Here is a 21,956-nt window from a genome sequence, read left to right on the forward strand (position 1 = left end):
GATTGCTTGCGCTGGCGCCATTGTTCCTGAATTCGAAACAGTTCGTATTGAATTTTCCTTAACGCTTACACAATTTTGGCGGTAGGCTATAGGCACTGGCACTATTTCAAATACTTTTTGAACATCCAACAAATCCTGTGGGGGCAGTCTATGTTGTTTTTGAGCGTTTTATTGCCTTTGCTGGCCGGGCTTACTGCAGGCGTCGTGGACCCGTCCACGCCCACTGATGACGACACCGGCGACGGCACGCCGGACACCCGCGATGACACAGTGACCGGCGGGGATGGCTCCGGCGACACCACGGGCGATGTGGTTCGCGACATTGAGGACATTTTGGATGACTTGGGTTGGGGCGCAGACACCTCAGATGAGGAGCCGCTTGTAGCCAATCCAGGAGAAGAAATTACGGGTGCTGAGGATGATGACACACTGATCGGGACGCTGCGCGATGACACAATGACCGGCGCTGGCGGAAACGACCGTTTGGACGGGTCTTCCGGCAACGACCTGATAGATGGCGACGATGGCGACGACGTGATTTTGGGGCGCTACGGTGTTGATGTTGTCAGCGGCAATGACGGCAACGATCTGATCAAGGGTGGCAAGGGCAACGATTTCCTATTTGGTAATGCTGGTGACGACACACTGATTGGCTCTCCGGGGGATGATGCCCTGGTTGGTGGAAGCGGGGCCGACTACCTGCGCGGCGATCAAGGCGATGATATACTGGTTGGACTGGATGATTTGGCGGAAGAGTCCGCGCCGGACACATTGCTTGGAGGCATTGGAAACGATCGGCTTGTTGGGGATGATGGCGATGTTCTGACTGGCGGCGAAGGCGTAAACCGCTTTGGCGTGGTGGTTGGTGGCGCACCTGTTACGATCACGGATTTTGATTTGTTTCATCCGCCCGGCTCAGAGTTGGCGACGGATCTTTTGTCGCTGCTGGATGAGAACGGTGACTTGATTCCAAGTTATGAGATTCTGGAGAACGAAGGGCGTCTGGAAGACAATGAGGATGGCACCGGCGTCAATATTTTCTTTGATGATCAGTTGGTGGTGATCATCGAAGGATATGAGGCGCAAGACTTTCGGTCTGATTCCAACTGGCTGGGCAACTTCTCACCTGAATTGACTGGGCGTCTGGATGGCGATGATCTTTTGACGGGGGATGCTGGGGATGTTGTCCGCAACGATGACATGAACGGTGGGTTGGGGAATGACACCCTGATTGGCGGTCTGGGTGGTGATACGCTGGATGGTGGTGAAGGGAACGATGTGATCGACACCGTTGACAGCGTGGCCGGCTCTGAGGGGCAAGACATCGCGTTAGGCGGCGCAGGCAATGACCATTTTATTGCTGATGATGGCGATTTCATTGGCGGTCAAGAAGGCCGGGACACTTATGATATTTATGTGCCAACAGAGGACGGCATGGCGCCGGTGGAGATCTATGGATACGAATTCTCAACCGCGGATCAGGAGGTGGAATTCCTGACACTTCTGGGGGCCGATGGCACGCCCCTGAGCGCGGAGGACGTGGCTGAAAACCTGGTGATTTATCAGGATGAGAACGGCGCTGACGCAATCTTGGAATATGACGGCCGAATGATGGCGGTTATGCATGGCGTGGATGCTGATTTGATCAACGACCACACTTTGTGGATTGGCAACTTTGATCCGTCTCCGACCACCACCGCAGCGCCAACCAGCGGCAATGATGCGACGCAGATGTCCATGACACTCCAGAGTTCCTCTGGCACAGGCATGGTGGTGTCGCAGGAAATGTTTGGTGCCAATACGGTCTTTAGTGTGAACACCGATATGGGCGTGCCGCTGGAGAATTATGTTGAAGGCGCGCGGGCGCTTGAGATCCAAAACTTCCGGTTCCCGGCTGGTCAAGGCGACTCTCTGGATGGTGAAAATGAGGGTGTTGACTGGCTCAATGTGATTGAGCTGGAAGAAAACGAAGATGGCGAGATGGTGCTGCGCGAAGAGGTGCGTAATGCCCTGGATGCTGCGATTGCTGCACATGACAATGGCACTGACGTGAAAGTCACCATGGTGATCGCAACCAAGCTGTATACCATTGAAGAATATGAAGATAAATACGACGACATCGCCCGCTTTGCCGAGATTATGGTTACGGACTACGCTGACCAAATTGAGGCTTTAGAGATTGGCAATGAATATTGGGCCATTGGCGAGACCAGCTATGGCACCAAGGCTGATATTGCCGCGCGGGCTTTGGCGGAAGGCATGGAGCGGGCCGGCGTGTCTGAAGACGATCAGCCAAGCATCATTGTGCAGATGGCCACACCCAACGACGGCAGTGAATATCACTCTTCTGTGGATGATCGCCCGTTTGGCGAGCGCCGGGATGACGCCAACCAGCATATCATTGACCATCTGTCTGAGGCGGCGCGTGACGCCATCGATGGGGTGGTGGAGCACTATTACTACCGCCGAGACTATGATGAGTTCACCGGCGCGGGCGATGAGCAGGGCTTTATTCCTAACGACTATGCCATTTGGGAAGCCAATTTTGACAAAGAGCTCGATTTGCATGTGACCGAGTGGAACATCCGCACCACCAATTTGGAGCAAAATGGCATTCGCTCTGCCGGCATCCTGCCGGAGATGATGGAGTATATGGTCAGCTGGGGCGCGGATGCAGCACATGGGTGGCCAGTGGTGCACAACACCACGTCGATGCTGGCCGGGACACGGTCGGATATGCCGATCCTGAATGAAGACGGATGGGTTGTGAACTCGGTGCGGGGCGCAACTTATGATGTGATGTCCTCAGAGCTGGTTGGCTTGCAACTATTGGAGACCAACTTCTCCAATGACGATGGCCGTATGGAAATTCAGGCGTACCAAGATGGTGGCAAAGTTGTGGTGCAGGTGGCGTCGCGGACTGGCGAAGCAGTGGATCTGGACTTGGATCTGTCGACCTTGGTGTCCGGGTATGAGAACGCTTATGGCGTGAAAGTGGGCTATGATCGGTCTGCGGACAGCTCCGACGGGGTGTATCGGGACGACGGTGAGTATGTTCAGGCAGAAAGCACGATCATTGATGGCGAGCCATATTACTTCAACGAGTACGATGTGCGCGCCACAGTGACCGATGTCGAAGTGGACAGTGCGGACATGACGCTATCCCTCAATCCCTATGAGATGGTGCAGTTGGTCTTTGAGTTTTCTTTTTCGTCACCACCACCGCCAGCGGAAGAAGGGCGAGTGGTTGAAGGGACACCCGGCGACGATGAGATTGTAACCGAGGGTGGCAATGACTCAGTGGAAGGGCTTGCGGGCAATGACAATATCATCGCAAACGGTGGATTTGACACTGTGCGTGGCGGCGATGGCAATGACCGCATCGAAGGTGGCAAACAAGATGACTACCTTTATGGCGATGAAGGCGATGACGCGCTTTATGGTCATGCAGGCGACGACAGCCTGAAGGCTGGCGAAGGCAATGACAGCATTTCCGGCAACCAAGGCGCGGACACGCTGTTGGGCAATGAAGGTAATGACGTTCTGCGCGGCGGTGATGACAATGACAGCATGAATGGCGGTCAAGGGAATGACACGCTGAAAGGTGGCAACGGACGCGACATCATGACCGGTTACAATGGGGCTGACACCTTTGCCTTTGAGCTTGAAGATATGATGGATGGTGACATCATCACCGACTTTGAGCCCGGTAAAGATATGATCTCGCTGGACTATGATGACATCTCATCGATTGATGACCTGACAATTTCCCAAGTGGAACAGGGCATTGTGATCTATGTGGGAGATCATGGCGGGATGTTGCTGCAAGGCGAGCTGACGCTGGCGCAGGTGGCGGATCCGCGCAACTTCCTGTTTGCCTGACGTCTGTGTGAGTTGGCTTCCTTCTGACGGCTGATAGCGCTAAAACGACCTGTCCCCTTGTTTCCGTGCGGGACCAGGGAGGACTGACCATGCGCTATTTGTTTGATCCACAAGAGGTTTTTGCGGTTCCTGTAAAGGGAGAAGACGCCGTTTATCCGGTGCGCCGTATTTTCTGCGTTGGACGCAACTATGCGGCTCATGCTGCCGAGATGGGTGGGGAAGTGGATCGTGAAGCGCCGTGGTATTTTACCAAGTCGGTGATGCATGCAGTTTTGAGCGGCGCGGCGCTGGCTTATCCCGCGGGCACGTCAAATTATCATCACGAAATGGAACTGGCTTTTGCCATCGGGGCGGAAGTGTTTGAGGCCGATGAAGCGGAGGCCGCAACTGCGATTTTTGCCTATGGCTGCGCGCTCGATATGACACGGCGGGATCGGCAGCAGGATGGCAAAGACCATCGGCGACCGTGGTCGTTGGGCAAAGATGTTGAAGGCTCAGCCGTGTTTGCGGAGATGACGCGCTCGGGGGAGTTTACGGTTGCCGATCAAGAGATTGGGCTGCGCGTGAACGGGGAGCAACGTCAGCACGGGGAGCTGCGCGATATGGTGTGGTCGCCAGTTGAAATAGTGATGCATCTGTCAAAGTTCTACCATCTGGGGCCGGGGGATGTGGTGATGACAGGCACGCCCTCTGGGGTAGGGCCGGTTGTGGCGGGAGATAATATCCACGGCACAATTGAGGGGCTTGCGCCGGTCGAACTGGCGTTGATGGTTACAAAAAGCTGACGTACTGAACCTGTTAAGAACTGCCGCGCCGGGGATGGCGCGGTGGACCAGCGCGAAGGAATACCATGGGGATCAAGTTTTTTTCCGACAAGGCGCGGCCAGTACACCTGGGCCCGTACCCATTGGAACGACTAAAGCGGCAGGACACTGCTGCCTGGCGCAATGTGCCAGATGATCCCGTGATGAGCTTTCACCGGCCAGACCAGCCCGAGAGCATTGTGAATGCCATGGGTGAGTTCCAGGCGATGATGGATGCGCTGCGCGATGGCATGGTGAACGGCGTGCAATCCGAGGTGCCGTCCGATCCGGTGGAACGGGCAAATCATCTGAAATCATTTGGATATTTCAACGATGTCTCGATGGTGGGTGTGGGGCCGCTGACGGCGGAGGCGCGCCTGGATGTTCCACGGCGTAACCCTGATATTGATCGTTTGGCGGAGGCGCTGCGGACGCGACAGATCAAATCGCTGGCGGCGGGCATCGACCTGATCATGGCGGATCTGAAAGACAGTATGGAGATGCCGCCCAGTTCCATCGAAGGTCACAAACATGCGCTGGTGTTCTTGATTGAACATCACCGAGACCCGGAACGGGGTGAGCCCGGCAGCGACTGGATTTTGAATGCCCAAGATCACCGTGCCTGTTTGCGGGCCACGGAAAGCGCTGTGGTTATTGCCAATTATATCAGGTTGTTGGGCTTTGGCGCGAAGGCCCATACAGCAACGTCGTCAGATGTGGATCTGGGTAAGGTCGCGCTGTCTGCTGGTTTGGTGAGCTGTGAAGATGGCACCCTGGTGGCGCCGTGGCTGGGCACGCGTTATGGGTTGGCGGTGATCACCACCGATATGGAATTGGCGCATGATGGGGCATTGGCTCCCATGGCGGAGCAACCTTGGTTCAAGACGCAGGGACCGGCCTGGTGGGTGGGCAAAGGTTTTGCCAAATCGGCGATGACTCAGGACCCGTTCCGCAATCGGGACTATGTGAAAGGTGCGCAGCCGTTTGAGCGTTTGAAACGTGTTGAGACGCCCACAACTTACATAGATGAGGCCAATGTCGCGCGGGTGCCCAAGCGGGCGGATCTGTTTGCGCGGGCACAGTTTGGGGACATGGGCAAGTCTCTGCAGGACGCGGCCAAGGGTGGCTACTACGTGCGTAAAGCCGCGCCAAGTATGGCGCAGCGGCGGGCCCTTGGCGCGTTTGTGTTGTTGCAAGATGGCGCAAGCGCAGAGGTCAAAAAACCAACGGATTCAGAACGTAACGCCGCGAACCTCAAGGCGGCAACTTACTTCCTTGGGGTGGATGCTGTGGGCTTGAGCCGCTGTCCGGAGTGGGCGTGGTACAGCCACGATGCGACTGGCACGCCGATCAATCCAATCCATGACAATGCAATCAGCATGATTGTGGATCAGGGTTACGAGACCATGGAAGGCGCCAGCGGCGATGACTGGATCAGCGTGGCGCAATCGATGCGGGCGTATCTGCGGTTCTCGCTACTTGGCGGCGTGATTGCGCAGCAAATTCGCAATCTCGGCTACAAGGCCAAGGCGCATACGGTGATGGATGGCGAAGTGCTGCAACCACCTCTGTTGCTGTTGGCTGGACTAGGCGAGGTGAGCCGGATTGGCGAAGTGATCCTGAACCCGTATCTTGGGCCGCGCTTGAAGTCGGGTGCTGTGACCACGGATATGCCGATGGATCACGATCAACCGATTGATTTTGGGCTGCAAAATTTTTGTGAGAACTGCAACAAATGTGCGCGGGAGTGCCCCTCTGGTGCGATTACCGCAGGTCCGAAACGGATGTTCAACGGCTATGAGATTTGGAAGTCTGACAGCCAAAAATGTGCGACCTATCGGATCACCACGCCGGGTGGGTCGATGTGCGGGCGGTGTATGAAAACCTGCCCTTGGAACCTAGAAGGGTTGTTTGCCGAAGCTCCATTCCGTTGGGCGGCAAGCAATTTCCCAAGCCTTGCGAAGCCTTTGGCAAAGCTGGACGACGCCGTGGGCAATGGTGGATTGAACGACACCAAGAAGTGGTGGTGGGATATTGAACTGGAAGAAGACGGGGCGTATCGGCCAACGCAACATCCGCTCAACCGTCGGGATTTGCAGAAAGATCTGGACCTGAAGTATGAGGATCAGACGCTGGCAGTGTATCCGGCGGCGCTGGCTCCGCATCCTTGGCCCTATCCGTTCCCAATGGACCGAGAGGCCGGGATTCAGGCTTACGAATCAATGGTTTCTGCTGATGAGTACAAGATACGCGTGGCTTCAGGTGATGACAGCGTGATTGACCGCTATGTGGTGCCGGACGCCGAAGATGCGCCGGTGGTGCAGGTGACAATCTCACATGTGGAGCCGATGACGGCGGATGTGACCAAATACGAATTCCAGACATTGGACGGCGGCGAGCTGCCGGAATGGACGGCCGGTGGGCATTTGGATGTGTTGGTTGCACCGGAGTTTCTGCGCCAATACAGCATGTCCGGAGATCCTAAAGATCGGTCAAAGTATCAGATCGGTGTGTTGCGCGAAGACGAAGGGCGGGGCGGAAGTGCCTTCCTGCACAGGATTTTCCGCGAAGGGCGTAAGGTTTTTGTCTCTAAACCGATCAACCATTTCGAGCTTGTTGAGGAGGCCACCAAGAGCTTCCTGATGGGCGGCGGTATTGGAATCACACCGATGATTGCCTTTGCCCACCGCTTGCATGATCTGGGCCATGATTTTGCTCTACATTACTCGGCTAGCCGCGAAGATGGGGCTGGATATATCAATGATCTCAAGGCGATGCCCTGGGCTGACAAGGTTCAGTTCCATTTCTCTGACAAAGGTACGCGGGCGGATCTGGATACGGTTCTGAGCGGTTATCAAGATGGGTGGCATGTCTACACTTGTGGGCCGGATCGGTTCATGGAGGGCGTGATGGATGCTGCCACACGTCAGGGCTTCCCGGAAGAGGCGCGGCACTTAGAATATTTCAATGTGCCGGAGCAGCCGGACTATGAGAACTTTGACTTCACGTTGAAGCTTAAGGATGGTCGGGAACTACTTGTTCCTGAAGATAAAATTGCGACTGACGTGCTGCTCGAGAACGGCGTGCATGTGGACGTGAAATGTGCTGACGGGATTTGTGGTGTCTGCAAATGTGGGCTTGTTTCCGGTGAGGTGGAACACCGTGATTTTGTGCTTTCCAACAAGCAGCGTGAGACCTCGGTGATCCTCTGTCAGAGCCGGGCAAAAGAGGCCGGTGGCATGATTGAAATCGACCTTTAGAGCGGTGCGTTAACCGGCGGACTTGTCAGCGTTTTGGACGTCGGTATGACGTCGGTTTCGCGACTGTTTTGCGGTGGTGCGAATTGAGATGGTCCAAAAGTTAAACGGCCAGCCTCCCGAAATGGGCGCTGGCCGTTTTTGTTAAACCAAGCCGGTTTTGCCGATCTCCAGAAGAGCGCCAATCACGAGGTCGGCGGCAACGGAGGCAAGGATCATGCCCATGACGCGGCTGACAATTGCTGCGCCGGAGTTGCCAATCACGCGAATGATCGGGCCAGCGGCCAGCATGCAGAGGTAGGCAATGGCCAGAACCACCAGCATGACCACGGCGGTGATCGCCTGATCCGGGATCGACACGGTGTTGTTGTCGGTCAAAAGCACAATCGCAAGCATGGCGCCGGGGCTGGCCAAAGAGGGCACCGCAAGGGGGAAGACCGCCGGTGAGGGCTTTTCGTCCAGCTCCGCATCTGCGTCGGCGGCGTGTTTGTCGCGTTCTGGTTTGCTTTCGCCAAAGATCATGGTGAGGGCAAAGAGGAACAACACAATGCCGCCGGCGATTTGGAACGACAAAAGGCTGATGCCAAGGCCGTCGATCAGCAGTTGGCCAAAAATCAGGAAGAACAGCAGAACGCCTGCGGAAACAGCGGCGGCAAGCAGCGCGGTTTTACGGCGTTCAGGGGCGGTCATCGCGGCGGTGACGGCGATAAAGACAGGGATAGTGCCAATTGGGTCGATCACAACCCAGAGGGTGACAAAGCGTTCAAACAAATCCATGGGCGTAAGCTATTTCTGTTTTGGTGAGTTGTCATTAGGTGAGTTGCGTGCGCCCGTCATAAGTGCTGCGCCAATTTCTAGCCGCCAACCAAACGCTGGGTTTCTCCTGCGATGATGCCTTCTTCGTCTGTGGGGATGACAAAGGCAGCGAGGCGGCTGTCAGCTGTGGTGATGCGCGCGGCTCCGGAGGTGTTGGCTGTGTCGTCAAGATCAGCCCCAAGCCAAGCGCAGCCTTGCAGGATTCGGGCACGGATGGCGGCGGAGTTTTCGCCAATGCCACCGGTGAAGACAATCGCGCCAACGCCGCCCATGGAAGCCGCCAGTGCGCCGATTTTCTTGCAGGCCTGGTAGACAAACAGATCCACGGCTTCGGCGGCGGCAGGGTTGTCGGAGGCCAAGAGGTCGCGCATGTCGGAGCTGATATCCGAGACACCCAGCAGGCCGGACTTGGTGCCCAGGATGTCTTCGATCTCGGCCACGGACATACCGCGATCACGCAACATGTGGAAGATAACACCGGGGTCAAGTTCACCGCAGCGTCGCCCCATGACCAGACCATCCAATGCGGTGTAACCCATGGTGGTGGCAACGCTTTTCATGTTTTGCATGGCGCACATGGAGGCGCCGTTGCCGAGATGCGCGACAATTACCTTGCCGTTGGGCTGGTCCAGATGGTGCGGCAGTTGCGTGGAGATGTAGTGGTAGCTGAGCCCATGGAAGCCGTAACGCAACACACCATCGTCAGAGAAGGTGCGGGGGATGGCAAACAGTTGCGCGATGCGCGGCTGGGTGCGGTGAAAAGCGGTGTCAAAGCAGGCGACCTGCGGGATGTTGGGCCAGCGGCGACCAACGGCCTCGATGCCTGCGAGGTTGTGCGGCTGGTGGCCGGGCGCCAGCGGCGCGAGGGTGCGCAATTTGGCGATGACCGCGTCTGTGACACGCGCGGGGGCGGAAAAGTCCTGTCCGCCGTGTACAACGCGGTGGCCCGCACCGATGATGTTAAGGTTGTCGGACAGGCCCGCAATATGGGTCAGCAGCCAGTCGAGAATTTCGGCGTGGGTGGCGTTGTCTGCTACCGGTACGTCGATGTCGCTGGCACCACCATGATATTGAGGATCTAGGCCGATGCGGTCGACTTGACCGTTCAAAATTACTTGTAGATCAACTCCATAGACGGCGTACTTGATGGAGGATGAGCCCGCGTTCAGGACCAGAAAGGCGTCGTTTTTTTCACCCATTACATCAAGTCCTGACCCAGATTGTGATGCACCATGAGCTGTGCCAATGCGGCTGAGACCAGACGTGAGAGCGTGCCGTCAGCGCGCGAAGTCAACATGATGGGCACACGGGCGCCCAGCACAAGGCCGGCACTGTCCGCTCCGGCGAGGTACATCAGCTGTTTGGCAATCATGTTGCCAGCCTCAAGGTCTGGGGCGACAAGGATATCAGCTTCGCCGGGGACGGGAGAATTGATGCCTTTTGCGTCAGCGGCTTTGCGCGAGATGGCGTTGTCAAAGGCCAATGGGCCGTCAAGCACGCCGCCAGTGATCTGGCCACGATCCGCCATTTTGCACAGCGCGGCAGCCTCAACTGTCGAAGGGATCTTGGGGTAGATGGTTTCCAACGCGGAGAGGATCGCAACTTTTGGTTCCTCCACGCCAATCGCGTGCGCCAGCTCTATGGCGTTTTGCACGATGTCAGCTTTGACCATCAAGTCCGGGAAGATGTTGATCGCGGCGTCGGTGATCAGCAGCGGTTTTGGGTAGGTCGGCACGTCGAGCACAAAGACGTGGCTCATGCGCCGCTCGGTGCGCAGGCCAGTGACCTTGTCGACCACGGCACTCATGACCTCGTCGGTGTGCAGCGCGCCTTTCATCAGGGCCTGGGCCTTGCCTTCGCGCACAAGACGCACGGCGGCCTGGGCGCTGGCGTGGCTGTGTTTTGCGTCGATGATGTCCAGACCGTCGATGTTGAGGCCTTCCTCCGCTGCGACGGCTTTGATGCGGTCTTCGGGCCCCACCAGAATGGGGGTGATCAGGGTTTTGTCGCGGGCTTCGAGTGCGCCGATTAGGGAGGCGGCGTCACAGGGGTGCACAACGGCGGTGGCAATCGGGTCCAGCGGCGCGGTGGCGGCCAGCATGGCGTCAAAACTGTTCACGTGGGGGGCGGACTGTTCCAAGGGAGGCTCCAGTGCAGTCAGGGGTAATGTGTTTGCGCGTTATGTCTCCAATATGGAGCGCTCACTTTGATTCACAACAAAAATAGTGGGGAAAAGCCATGCGCAAAGCGCAACCCTGCGTCACCATGAGCGGGGCTGTCTAAATGATTGAAATTGTGGGGGCTTAGGTGTTGGCGTCAAAGCAGCCGAAGTTGGATTGGGCAAAGATCAAAGGTTTGCCTTCGCCAATCCACAGGCGCTCAATTTGGCCAACGACGATGTCATGGTCGCCGCCGTCGTGCACCGCGTAGGTGCGGCATTCAAAGCGCGCAAGGCAATCCGGTAGAAGCGGTACGTGATCGGCGTTGGTGCCATGTTGCAGTGTGGCAAAGGGGTCGCCGTTGCGGGCGAAGTCCATGGCCAATGCGCTCTGATCGTCGCGCAGCATATGGATGGCAAAGTGGCTAGCACCGGCAAAGAACGGGTGGCGCTCGGAATTGCGGGCCGGGCACCAGAGAACCAGCGGCGGATCAAGTGACACGGAAGAGAATGAATTGGCGGTCATGCCAAGCGGGCCTTGGGGCGTGGGCACGGTGACAACGGTCACTCCGGTGGCAAAGCAGCCAAGCGCATCGCGAAAGCGGCGTTGGTTCTCAACCGTTGGGGCAAAGGTATCCGAGGTCATATGCAGGCTGTCTTTCATGTCGCGCAGTATAGCGCAGCAATGGGCCGAAATTGGGGCAGGCGCAAGAGTCTAGTTTTGCATGCCATTCGCTTACAAAGCGCCTGTGACCACGGTGCCGCGGATGCTCCTTATATATACAGCGGTTTTTACGCAAATTGTCGGCGCTTGGATTTTGGGGCCTGCCTTTGTTTGGCCGCAAGTCGAACACCGCAAGCCCCAGAAACCGACCGTAAATGGCGCTGATTTGGTCCGATTGCCGCCGCAGATGGTTGTTTAAGTGATTTTTAGGATTTGAGGAGAAACCATGCGCGCCTTTAGAATATTAGCCACACTTGCTGCTTTGCTTCCGGGCGTTGTGCATGGGGAAACCTCTATCGGAGGGAAACTGCCGGGAGAGGCTGCCGTGGGACGCTTGATGTTGTCGGGCAAAGCCATGTGCACCGGGGCGTTGATCTCACCGGTTCTTGTGCTGACCGCCGCACATTGCCTGTATAACCCACGCACCGGCAAAAAGCTGAAACCGGGACAGATGGAGTTTCAGGCAGGCCTGAAAGGTGGCAAAGCCAAAGCGATACGTCAGGTTTCTGTGGCGACGGCGCATCCGGATTACATCCACCGTCACAAAGGCAAAGCCCAGGTGGGCAGTGACATTGCGTTGCTCAAATTGAGCAAGCCAATTTCCAAGAATTCCGTGCTGCCAATGCGCTACGGCGCCAACTTAGCCAGCGGCGATATGCTCGGCGTGTTGAGCTACACCATCAACAGCCGCACCGATCCCATTTTGGAGTATCCGTGCCGCGTTTTGGCCCGTCAGGATGAAACGCTGGTGATGAGCTGTGAGGTGAATTTTGGCGCCTCTGGTGCACCGGTTCTGGCGCTGACCAATGGCAGCAATCCGGCGGTGGTGTCCGTGGTCTCTGCCAAGGCGGCGATGGGCGGAAAGAATGTCTCTGTGGGCACGCTGTTGAGCGCTGACACGCTCAAACAAATGATTGCCGGCGGGTAGAGCCTCCTGCTCTGGTTCACCCGCTTTGACTTGGCGGCCCTTCGGGGCCGCCTTTTTTGTTGTTAGGGTGAGGCGCCGATGTGTTGGACTGACACACCTAATTTTTCCAGTTTGACGCCTAAGGTCATCGCGTCGCTTGCCGACTTACAATTGATCAATGGCTGCTCCCCGATTTGGCAGCGATCAACGGCTTTTTTCGCACGGGCCAATCCCCAGTCAGAATGCTGACGGATTTCTTTGATGGCAGCCATTGCCGGTGCGTCTCCCCAATGCTTCACTTGCAAAGTTGAGCCAGCCACCAAGTGCGGGTCGCCAAATGCCAGAAAGGCATTTATGTAGTGATCAATTGAAAATGCGGTGCCCAGAACGACAATCTCACCGGTGGCTTTGGACACTAGCAGGGGAGCGTTTCCGGCAATCGCATCCCGAAAATCGCCCGAGTCCAGAAATTTGCGGTTTTGATAGGCAAAGACCCAGCCGTAGTCGCCAAAGGCCACCGGGGTGGGCGACATAACCAGTGCGTCGGCCTCAATACCAGTGCTCATACCTTCAACATACCGTGCGGCGATGGCATGGGCCTTTTCAAAAGTAATGTCCGGCATTGGGTGTTTACCGCCCAAACAACAGGCGTAGGCCGAGGGCGGAGAGCACCACAGCGGCGATGCGGTCGAGGTAGAGCTTGGCGCGCAGGTAGGCGTTGCGGGCGGTGGATGTGCTCATGCCAAAGGCCAGCAGGCTGTAGAAGATCAGCTCGATGGCCAAGTGGTTGGCGAAGACAAAGCCTTTTTGCGCCAAGGTCATGCCGGGCGGGAAGATCACCACGAGCACTGCGGCGGCAAACAGCACGGACTTTGGGTTCATGATTTGGATGGCGACGCCTTGCCAGAAGGCGTGGCGGGCGGGTTTGACCTCTGTGGGCGCAAGTGGTGCGCGCGCGCCTTGCCACATGCCGTAGGCGATGTAGAGCAGGTAGAGCGCGCCGATGGTTTTCACGGCAATATAGGCCCAAGGGAAGGCGGCAAAGATGGCCTCGAGCCCCAAGAGCGCCGCCAAGGTCCAGAGCGCAGCAACCAGCGCGAGACCAGCCCCTACAGCGAGACCCGCACGGCGACCGCCGGTGAGGGTGGTTTTTACGGAAATCAGGAAAGCCGGACCGGGGCTGGCGATGGCGGCCGCCAGGGCGAGATTGAAGGTAAAGATGTGGGTGAGGTCCATGGGAGGCGGCTCCTGTTGCTGTGCGTTAGACGTACGGGAGCGGGCAGTCCAAGTCACGCAAGAGTTGCGGGGAAAAGGGGTGTGGCACAGGCAATGCTGATAATTTGTGCGGCGGGAATGTGGCGAGGGAGGCGAGAGCCTTGCAGGCTGTCACTTGCCAAGTTCTTGTGGGAGCAGCGAACGGCGACTTTGAGCCCACAATGATCGATGTAGCGACTTGTATAGAGGTCTGCTCCTGAGCATTTCCAATTACTCAAGCTACGGCTTTGCCAGTCGCTGTCGACGTATTCACCCGACCTGGTGAACCATTGGATTTCCGCAAATTCTGTGAGCAATCGAGCGAACTCCATTCCGATTGCTCCATCATCTCTGGATGACAAATAGAGATTGAGTCGCAATCGCGGGTCGAGAGACCGAAAAAACAATTCAGAAGTCGAACATTTCACAGTCAAGTCAGGGAGCATCACACCAATCTGAGGTGGGTCGTGCGGCGTGACGTGCCCCGCTCAAACTGAAGCATTTGAGCGGGGGCTGCGTGGTACTATATCAGCGGCCTAGTTCACCTGCTTGATCGTATCGAGATGCCTATTGAGTTCTTTGGCAATTTCCTCATCGTTCTTATTTTCTTTTCTCATTTTGAGGATGTTTTTTTTCTCATCCTCGGTCAACTGCGGCATTGGGGCGAACAGGACGCCAAGCTTATTGACAGTTTCACTGTGGTCTTCTTTGATGAAGAGAGTTCCGAAAAAACCGACGATATGGAATCCCAATGGGGCGTTGAATTCAAACGGCTCAGTCGTGTCCTTAAAGCCAGCCCCTCCTCCTCCGGCCGCACCGGTAGTGTCCTTCAGGCCCTCCACCCTAAGGGTCACGACCGTGTTTTCCGACCCGCCATACAAATCGCCTGTAGTAGCTTTGCCATGCCGTCCTGTTATCTTGGTCAAATGCTCCACGGCTGCAACTGTCCAATGCTTGCCAGTCGGGCCAGCCGCAAGCGCCTTGGCTGACGTCTGGCCATTCTTATTGAATGTACGGGTTTCTCCTTTGTTCTCATCGTCGATGCCTTCGTAGGTGACCATAAGGTTGTCGATCAACCACGCGGCATTCATGGCGATAGCATCTATCCGCCATCCGGTGGCAGCAGGCGGGTAGATCGCGAAATCGCGTTGTTTATCGTTGTCGCCACCAACGGGACCCTCGCGAAAGTAATCTTTGTAATACTCAGGTGTTTCCAAAATTGTCTCCAATTCAAATGACTGCAGAATACACGGCCAAACGCCTGTCTGTGCATCTTGGCAAGCGTTGCACGAATTCGAATACCGAGAAAGGCTTTATCGATATTTCCCAAGTGGCCTCGTTTCGGGCTGATATTGAACAGCTTGCGGTCATTTTCGAATCTACCGGTTCCGACGAAGCGGGAAGGGTCAGTTCTGAGGTTAAGGCTGAGAAAGACGCCATAGTACCTATTCTGGCCGCGCGTTGCTAATTTCCCCTGCCCAAACGATAGCTAATGAGCCGCATTTTTTCGAGTCTTGCGGGACGGTCCGTAAAACACTGAAACCTCAAACCGCTCCAAAGCTGACTTTGAGGTCGTTACCCGCTAGAGTAGCTTGTCTAAGCATAGCGGCCAATACGGCGGTTTTGTCGAACGCGCGCATTGTCAGTTACCGGACCTTTGCCTAGGTCCTGCCGCCCAGCTCAAGGTTCGCGAAACGCTTCCTTGCTCTTATAGAGCGGCTTCATCAGGTAACGCAGGACGGTTTTGGAGCCGGTGTGCAGCTCAACGGTGGCACGCATGCCGGGGCGGATTTCGATGGCTTTTTGGCGCTCGGTTAACGCGTCGGCGTTCACGTTCACGGTGACCTTGTAGTAGGGCGGCGCAGACGGGTCGCGCTCGTCCTCAAAGGTGTCGGCGGAGATGAAATCCACCTTGCCTTTGAGCGAGCCATAGATGGTGTAGTCATAGGCGGAGAGCTTGATGGAGGCGTCCTGGCCCGGCTCGACGTTGGCGATGTTTTCCGGGCGCACTTGAGCCTCGACAAAGAGTTCTTCACCCAAGGGGATGATTTCAAAGATTTCTTCGCCGGGGCGGACAACGCCGCCGATGGTGGTCACGGCGAGGTTGTTCACGATCCCCCGCATGGGGGCCGTGATCACGGTGCGGGAAAGCTGGTCTTGGGCGAGGCGCATTTCTTGGCGCAGAGAGGTGATCTCTTTCAAGGTCTCGGAGTATTCTTCCGCCAGCGCCAGTTCGGCCTGCGTGAGGATATCCATGTAGCGGATCTCAGCTTCAGAGGCTTTCTCGCGGGCTTTGTTGACCTCCAGCAGGGCGACAAACTCTTTTTTGTAGAGGCGCTCCATGTTGGAGAGTTCTTCCTGGGCCTGCTCAAGCTGGGTAAACGCACCCTCGCGGCGGCTGTCGATATCGGTCTGGCGGGCTTCGATCAGGGCTTTTTCCGAGGCCAGAATGCGCGGGGCGCGGGCGGCGAGGGCCTCGGGCACGTCAAACGCAAACTGGCCGTCGATCTCGGCCTCAAGGCGCAGGCGGCGCAGTTCCAGCGCGTCAATCTGGTCTTGCAGGTCATCAAAGGCGGAGCGGAAGCGGGTGTCGCTGAGGGTGGCGAGGATTTGGCCGGATTCAACAAGGTCGCCTTGTTTGACAGCGAGGTCAGCGAGAATGCCGCCTTCGAGGTTTTGCACCGATTGGGAGCGCGAGGAGGAGACCACCTGGCCATCCGCGCGCACAATTTCGTCGACCCAGGCAAAGGCGGCCCAGAGGACAAACAGCCCAACTGCGATGGCAATCAGGCGGATGGTCAGGCGGGAGGCTTTGAGTTGCTCATCGAGGCCGGTTTCGTTGTCAAACTCGGAGGTGGTCATCCTGCTGCGCCTTCGGCGAGGTGGGCAAGGACCTGTTCGCGGGGGCCATCGACCACAAGGCGGCCGTTTTGCAGGATCAGCGTGCGGGTCGAGAGCGCCAAGATGGGCGTGCGGTGGGTGGCAATGAGGGCGGTGCGGCCTTCCAGCCAAGTGGAGAGGCGGCTGACCAGCGTGCGTTCAAGCGTTTGATCCAACGCTGCGGTGGGTTCGTCCAGCAGAACGATGCTGGGGTTTTGCAGCCAGAGGCGGGCCCAGCCGATGGATTGGCGTTGGCCAATGGAAAGCCCTTCGCCGCCGTCGCGGATTTGCAGGTCGAGACCTTGCGGGTGGTTGCGCAGGAAGGGGCCGAGGCCGGCAAAATCGAGTGCCTGCATCAGGCGGTCGTCGTCGCGTTCGAGCTGTGTCAGATTAAGGTTGTCGCGCAGGGAGCCTGCGAAGAGGCGCACGTCCTGGCTGAGGTAGCCGATGTTGCGGCGGATGTCGCGTTGGTCGATTTGGCCCATGTCTGTGCCATCCAGCAGCACACGGCCTTTGGTTGGGCCATAAAGCCCGGCCATGAGCTTCAGCAATGTGGATTTGCCAGAGCCGTTTGCGCCCAAGATGGTGACACGTTGGCCCGGTTTGATCACCACGCCCGGCACGTCCAATGTGGCGCCACTGTCTTCGTCATAAGCAAAGGACAGCTCGCGCAGTTCAAACTGACCTTCGAGTTTCTCGCGGCGCAGGTACTTGCGTTCGCCGTCTTTCTCTTGTTCAGAAAGGGCAATGGCATCAAGACTTTCCAGCGCGCCTTTGACATTGGACCAGCGCGCCAGAGTGCCCGCAAACTGGGTCAGTGGGGCCAAGGTTCGCGAGGTCAGGATACCGCAAGCGATGATTGTCCCGACGGTGAATTCACCGGCAAACACAAGGTAGGTGCCAATCACCACAGTGGCGATGTAGGTCATCTGCTGCACACCCTGAGACCAGTAGGTCAGGGCGGAGCTGAGGCGGCGTTGTTCGGCAGAGGAGTGGCTGGAGACAGCGTTGAGTTCATCCCACAGGCGCAGCACGCGGTCTTCGCCGCGTTGGGTTTTTACGGTGTCGAGCTCGGTAATGACCTCTTGCAGCAGGCGGCCCACTTTGGCGGAGGCGCCTTGGGATTCGCGCGAGAGGTTGATCATGCGTTTTTGCAGCACATAGGCCGGGAGAACCATGAGGATGCCGCCAAACATCAGCACCCAAACAAGATTGCCCGCGATTGAGGCGACCAGCGCAAGGAAGATGAAGATAAATGGCATGTCCGCCAGCACCGAGATGGTGGTGGAGGTGAAGAAGTCCCGCACAGAACCAAAGTCGCGCATCGCCGCAAACAGGCCGGATGGGGGCAGGGGGCGGCGGTCCGAGCGCATGCCCAGCAGGCGCTTCATCAAGCGGTGCTGAATGGAGAGTTCCATACGGCGGCCTGCGGCGTCGCTCATCTTGGCACGGGCGAGTTTGAGCAGGCCTTCGAGGCCTATGGCAAAGATCGCACCAACGGCCAGCACCCAGAGGGTGGCTTGGGACTGGTGCGGGATCACGCGGTCGTAGACTTGCAGCGAGAACAGCGCGACAGCCACGGCCAGAAGGTTGGCGACCAGCGAGCCGAGCATGATTTCGCCCATGTGCCGGCGGTATTTTGTGAACTCACCCCAGAACCAGTGACCAGACATGCCATCGGCGATTTGGGGCACGTGGCGCTCGGCGAGTTGGCGCAGCGAGACTTTGGCGCGTAGGGCGGTTCCAGAGAAGAAGGGTTCAAACTCGGAGACCAGCACTTCGGCGCGGTTGTCCGCGCAGCTGTCATCATAGACGTAGAGCGTGTCTTCGTCCTGGGAGAGCACCAGAATGGCCTGGCCGTTGTTCATCATCGCCACAGCGGGCCATGCGGCGGCAGTGACTTTCATCTTATGATGGGTTTTGGGTTCGACACCGGCGTGGGCGAGGGCACCAGACAGCGCCTTGATCGACACATCTCCCGGCGCATTGGTCCACATGTGCTCAGCCACATCGGTGACTGGAATGTCGACGCCGTTGAGTGAGGCCAAGGTGGAAATCAGCGTGGCGCGATGCTGGATACGGGTGGCGGTGGCCTCGACCAAATCATGGATCGCGTCAGATGGCGTCGGAGTGGCGGCGGTTTTACTTTGCGCCGGAGTGTCACCCGTTTTGGGTGTGATTTGAGCAACTTGTGTTGCGGCAGGAGCGGGCGCTTGATTGGCGGCTTTGGTGGACTTCACCGCAGCAATGGAGAGCACCACCGGCGCTTTGCCTTTTGAAGTCCCGTCGCTCAAATTGCGTCTCCGTCTGCCAGCAGACCCAGATCACGGGCGAGCTCTAGTTGTGCCAGCAGCTTGTCGTATTTGGCGTCGACGCCGTCAAGGGAGCGCAGCACGGATTGTTCGTAAACATCGACCACTTCCAGCACCGAGCGCTGACCTGCACGGAACTGGGCTTCAAACAGCTTGTAGGTTTCACGGCCCTCGCGGGCGAGCGTATTGGCCTCGCGCTCTTGGCGTTCCAGGCTTTGGATATTCTTCTCAAGACGTTGACGCGCGCGTGCGCCGTCTTCGCGGGCTTCGTCCACCTGACGGGCAGCAATGTCTTTGGACGCTTCGATGGCTTTTAGACGTGCGCCGGTGCCGAGGCCAAGGCCCACATCGTTCGAAATGTTGAGGCCCGCGCTGTTGCCTTTGTTGGTTGTGCGCGCTGAAGCTTTGAGGCCGGGCAGTTGTGCGGCGCGTTCCACTGTGGCTTGTGCCACGGAGCGTTCGGCTTCGGCGCGGGCGCGCAGGACATCCAAAGGTTCAACGGCAGGGTAAGATTGGGCCGACACCGAGGAAACAGGCTGCAAAGAAAAGGCGGTACCGGTCATGGCTTTGAGTTCGGCCAGAGCTGTGCCTGCGCTTTCAGAGGCGGTTTCACTTTTGGTTTGCAGGGTCTGGATCTTGCTGCGCACCATGCGCAGGTCACCTTTGTTGGAGACTCCGCCCTCGACGCGGCCTTTCACAATGCGCTCAAACTGGCGCATCTGAGTGAGGCCACGCGCGCCAACTTGTGCTTTCTCTTGGCCGCGCAAGCCTTTGATATAAAGCGACAAAGCCGTGTAGGTGCGTTCGTTCAGATCCTCTGACAAGGTCACAGCCGCCACTTCGACATCTGCCGCAGCATACTCGCGTTCGGCCTTTTTGCGGCCGTGGTCAAACAGCACCTGTTCAAATACCAGACCGGCGATCACGTCGCTGAGTGTGTTGAGAGAGATTTCTGGGCTGAGTGTGGGCAGCCAGTTTTTGTTTTCGGCTTGTGCACGCAGTTTGGCAGTTTGCAGTTGCGCTTCAGCGGAACGGCGGGAGGAGGTCAGTGCCACGTCAGCCACATGGCCGAGCGTGCTTTCAGCGGGCACAACAGAGCGGCGGGCCAGCAGGGTGTTGAGAATTTCGCTTTGGGCGTCTTTGTCCGCATCCTGCTCAAAGCTGGTGCGCTTACTGACTTCTGCGGCGGCTTCTGCGTTTTGAGGTTTGCCTTTGAGCAGGCCCATGGGCTTGCTCATATCTGGCAGATGTTCGCTCATATTGGCCATGCAGCCGCTCAGAAGCGTGGCCCCCAAAAGCAGGGGCAGGCTGGTGGTGATGAGGCGGCGAGACATAGTGGCTGAGATATTCCGGAGCTTTGAAGTTGCGCGGGGCGGCCCTTGGCCGCCCCGCAACGTGCATCAGATGATGACGTTGATGTCTTGATCGACGATCAGGGTCACCCCGTCATTGCCCACCGTGTAGACATCATAAGCTTCGCCTTCGATATCAACGGTTTGGGTGGTCTTGGTCGCGTCGGTAACCGTGATCTGATCATCCGCGCCGCCGTGAACCGTGAGCGTGTCAGAGGTATCGGACAGGTCTTTGATCTGTGCTTCGGTCAGGGTCAGATTTGCATCTGAGGCATAATCCAACTCGATACCTTCGATATTGAAGTTGCCCGCTGCCGCGTGATCCAGCGTGCCCGCGTTGGTGACGTTGTCGTCCAGCACAAGAAGCGTGTCGGACTGGTTGCCAGCATCGTCGGTGGAGGCGATGACCAAATGGGTGCCGTCGGAGGCTTTGGGGTTGAGCACATAGAGTGACTCGTCTCCTCCCAGGGCCACCTCGGTGGTGGAAAGTTCAGCGGTGGAGCCGTCTTGGTTGAGGGCGTGCACTTCGTAGTCCTGGTTCTCGGTGCTGAGAGACAGGGAGGTAACATCATCATCGGAGAAGGTCACCGATTGAACAACCGGGTTGGTGATCTCGGTGTCCACCGCGAAGGTGGCGTTGGCAGTGGCTGTGTTGCCAGCCGCGTCGGTCACCGCAAGCGTGGCGTTGGCGGTGTAAGTGCCTTCGGCCAGAGCTCCGTTTTCATACGTCACAAACCAATTGCCGGAAGCGTCTGAGGTGGTGCTGCGCACAACGCCGTCCACTGTGACAACCACAGAAGAGTTTGGCTCGGTGGTGCCTTCCAGAACCACGCCACCCTGCATTTGGGCCGCATTCACCGGCGCGGCAAAGACGCCTGCCGAAAGATCCACGTCAATGGACGTGGAGGTGTCCACATGAATGGTGGACGTTGCGGTGGCTGTGTTGCCTGCGGCGTCTGTGGCGGTCACGGAAACCGGCGTGTCATACTCACCCTGCGGTATGTCCGCAGCGGTGAAGTTGGCCACCCATGTGCCATTGGCGGCGGCGGTCACGGTGCGGGTTGCGCCTGCGATCTGTACAACGACGCTGCTGCCTGCATCTGCGGTGCCTGTGAGGCTGAGACCACCTGCGACCTCGGCGGCGTTGGCAATGTCGTCGCCACCAGCCTGCCCCGAATTGATGCCAGCGGACAATTCTGTGTCCACAGCCACAGTGCCGGTGGTAGTGGCGCTGTTGCCAGCTGCGTCGGTTGCGGTGATGGACACCGTGCTGTTGTAGGTGCCCTGTGGAATTTCACCAGCTGCGAAAGTCGCGGCCCAAGTGCCATTGGCGGCGGTGGTGACGGTGTGGGTCACACCTTCCATGGTGACAGCCACAGACGAGCCAGGCTCTGCGGTGCCGGTCAGGGAGAAGCCGCCCGCAACTTCGCTGGCGTTGGCGGTGTTGTCGCCGCCCAGTTGGCTGGCATCCATGGCGGCCGAAATTTCGGTGTCCACGCGGAAGCTGTCAGATGTGGTGGTCACATTGCCCGCCAGATCGGTTGCGGTTACGGACACGGTGGTGTCGTAGGTGCCTTGCGGGATTTCACCAGCGGCGTAGGTGACGCTCCA

Annotated in this window: 15 protein-coding genes; 4 read left to right on the forward strand and 11 right to left on the reverse strand. The window is 57.6% G+C overall.

Going from position 1 to position 21,956, the window contains the following annotated elements:
- Positions 1-150: 150 nt before the first annotated feature.
- The 3 genes from QZ517_RS05190 to QZ517_RS05200 all read left to right on the forward strand — a co-directional run bounded on the left by QZ517_RS05190 (position 151) and on the right by QZ517_RS05200 (position 7,945).
- Entirely contained in the window at positions 151-3,882 is a 3,732-nt protein-coding gene (locus QZ517_RS05190) for a calcium-binding protein (RefSeq protein WP_294223203.1), read from the forward strand.
- Positions 3,883-3,971: 89 nt separating this feature from the next.
- Positions 3,972-4,667, forward strand: a complete 696-nt coding sequence (locus QZ517_RS05195; RefSeq protein ID WP_294223205.1) for a fumarylacetoacetate hydrolase family protein — start codon at positions 3,972-3,974, stop codon at positions 4,665-4,667.
- Between the two features lie 65 nt (positions 4,668-4,732).
- Complete coding sequence (locus QZ517_RS05200; protein WP_294223207.1) at positions 4,733-7,945, forward strand: reductive dehalogenase; 3,213 nt, start codon at positions 4,733-4,735, stop codon at positions 7,943-7,945.
- A 141-nt stretch (positions 7,946-8,086) separates the two neighbouring features.
- Here the strand turns inward: QZ517_RS05200 and QZ517_RS05205 are convergent, their stop codons facing one another.
- The 4 genes from QZ517_RS05205 to QZ517_RS05220 form a co-directional block, all read right to left on the reverse strand.
- Entirely contained in the window at positions 8,087-8,719 is a 633-nt protein-coding gene (locus tag QZ517_RS05205; protein ID WP_294223210.1) for a MarC family protein, read from the reverse strand.
- Between the two features lie 77 nt (positions 8,720-8,796).
- Positions 8,797-9,957 (reverse strand): acetate/propionate family kinase, encoded by a 1,161-nt coding sequence (locus QZ517_RS05210; protein WP_294223213.1) that lies wholly within the window; start codon positions 9,955-9,957, stop codon positions 8,797-8,799.
- The gene (locus tag QZ517_RS05215) at positions 9,957-10,898 is read right to left on the reverse strand and encodes a bifunctional enoyl-CoA hydratase/phosphate acetyltransferase (RefSeq protein WP_294223218.1); all 942 of its coding nucleotides are present in this window, start codon (positions 10,896-10,898) and stop codon (positions 9,957-9,959) included. Before QZ517_RS05215 ends, QZ517_RS05210 begins: the two co-directional genes overlap by 1 nt.
- Before the next feature lie 163 nt (positions 10,899-11,061).
- A complete protein-coding gene (locus tag QZ517_RS05220; protein ID WP_294223221.1) occupies positions 11,062-11,562 on the reverse strand; it encodes a flavin reductase family protein in 501 nt (166 codons plus the stop codon).
- Between the two features lie 304 nt (positions 11,563-11,866).
- On the opposite strand from QZ517_RS05220, the gene QZ517_RS05225 reads away from it, so the two are divergent.
- The gene (locus tag QZ517_RS05225; RefSeq protein ID WP_294223224.1) at positions 11,867-12,568 is read left to right on the forward strand and encodes a trypsin-like serine protease; all 702 of its coding nucleotides are present in this window, start codon (positions 11,867-11,869) and stop codon (positions 12,566-12,568) included.
- Between the two features lie 62 nt (positions 12,569-12,630).
- On the opposite strand, the gene QZ517_RS05230 is transcribed toward QZ517_RS05225, so the two are convergent.
- The 7 genes from QZ517_RS05230 to QZ517_RS05260 form a co-directional block, all read right to left on the reverse strand.
- Positions 12,631-13,170, reverse strand: coding sequence for a YrhB domain-containing protein (locus tag QZ517_RS05230; protein WP_294223227.1), 540 nt, complete (start codon positions 13,168-13,170; stop codon positions 12,631-12,633).
- 7 nt (positions 13,171-13,177) lie between these two features.
- Positions 13,178-13,783, reverse strand: coding sequence for a LysE family translocator (locus tag QZ517_RS05235; protein WP_294223234.1), 606 nt, complete (start codon positions 13,781-13,783; stop codon positions 13,178-13,180).
- Between the two features lie 554 nt (positions 13,784-14,337).
- Entirely contained in the window at positions 14,338-15,018 is a 681-nt protein-coding gene (locus tag QZ517_RS05240; RefSeq protein WP_294223236.1) for a jacalin-like lectin, read from the reverse strand.
- Positions 15,019-15,481: 463 nt separating this feature from the next.
- Positions 15,482-16,663, reverse strand: a complete 1,182-nt coding sequence (locus tag QZ517_RS05245) for an HlyD family type I secretion periplasmic adaptor subunit (RefSeq protein WP_294223239.1) — start codon at positions 16,661-16,663, stop codon at positions 15,482-15,484.
- Positions 16,660-18,975 carry a type I secretion system permease/ATPase gene (locus tag QZ517_RS05250; RefSeq protein ID WP_366766004.1) on the reverse strand — a complete coding sequence of 772 codons (2,316 nt, stop codon included), beginning with the start codon at positions 18,973-18,975 and terminating at the stop codon, positions 16,660-16,662. The genes QZ517_RS05245 and QZ517_RS05250 overlap by 4 nt, the downstream gene beginning before the upstream one ends.
- A complete protein-coding gene (locus tag QZ517_RS05255) occupies positions 18,972-20,327 on the reverse strand; it encodes a TolC family protein (protein ID WP_294223241.1) in 1,356 nt (451 codons plus the stop codon). Before QZ517_RS05255 ends, QZ517_RS05250 begins: the two co-directional genes overlap by 4 nt.
- A gap of 66 nt (positions 20,328-20,393) precedes the next feature.
- Positions 20,394-21,956 (reverse strand): Ig-like domain-containing protein (locus tag QZ517_RS05260; RefSeq protein ID WP_294223244.1); only part of this gene is annotated, 1,563 nt, incomplete at its 5' end.

The organism is uncultured Shimia sp. (genome assembly GCF_913054185.1).
Classification (GTDB): Bacteria; Pseudomonadota; Alphaproteobacteria; order Rhodobacterales; family Rhodobacteraceae; genus Shimia.

Coding starts and splice junctions, on each gene's coding strand:
- QZ517_RS05190 (WP_294223203.1), top strand. CDS start 151: ATGTTGTTTTTGAGCGTTTTATTGCCTTTGCTGGCCGGGCTTACTGCA.
- QZ517_RS05220 (WP_294223221.1), bottom strand. CDS start 11,562: ATGACCTCGGATACCTTTGCCCCAACGGTTGAGAACCAACGCCGCTTT.
- QZ517_RS05200 (WP_294223207.1), top strand. CDS start 4,733: ATGGGGATCAAGTTTTTTTCCGACAAGGCGCGGCCAGTACACCTGGGC.
- QZ517_RS05210 (WP_294223213.1), bottom strand. CDS start 9,957: ATGGGTGAAAAAAACGACGCCTTTCTGGTCCTGAACGCGGGCTCATCC.
- QZ517_RS05245 (WP_294223239.1), bottom strand. CDS start 16,663: ATGACCACCTCCGAGTTTGACAACGAAACCGGCCTCGATGAGCAACTC.
- QZ517_RS05205 (WP_294223210.1), bottom strand. CDS start 8,719: ATGGATTTGTTTGAACGCTTTGTCACCCTCTGGGTTGTGATCGACCCA.
- QZ517_RS05235 (WP_294223234.1), bottom strand. CDS start 13,783: ATGGACCTCACCCACATCTTTACCTTCAATCTCGCCCTGGCGGCCGCC.
- QZ517_RS05225 (WP_294223224.1), top strand. CDS start 11,867: ATGCGCGCCTTTAGAATATTAGCCACACTTGCTGCTTTGCTTCCGGGC.
- QZ517_RS05230 (WP_294223227.1), bottom strand. CDS start 13,170: ATGCCGGACATTACTTTTGAAAAGGCCCATGCCATCGCCGCACGGTAT.
- QZ517_RS05255 (WP_294223241.1), bottom strand. CDS start 20,327: ATGTCTCGCCGCCTCATCACCACCAGCCTGCCCCTGCTTTTGGGGGCC.
- QZ517_RS05195 (WP_294223205.1), top strand. CDS start 3,972: ATGCGCTATTTGTTTGATCCACAAGAGGTTTTTGCGGTTCCTGTAAAG.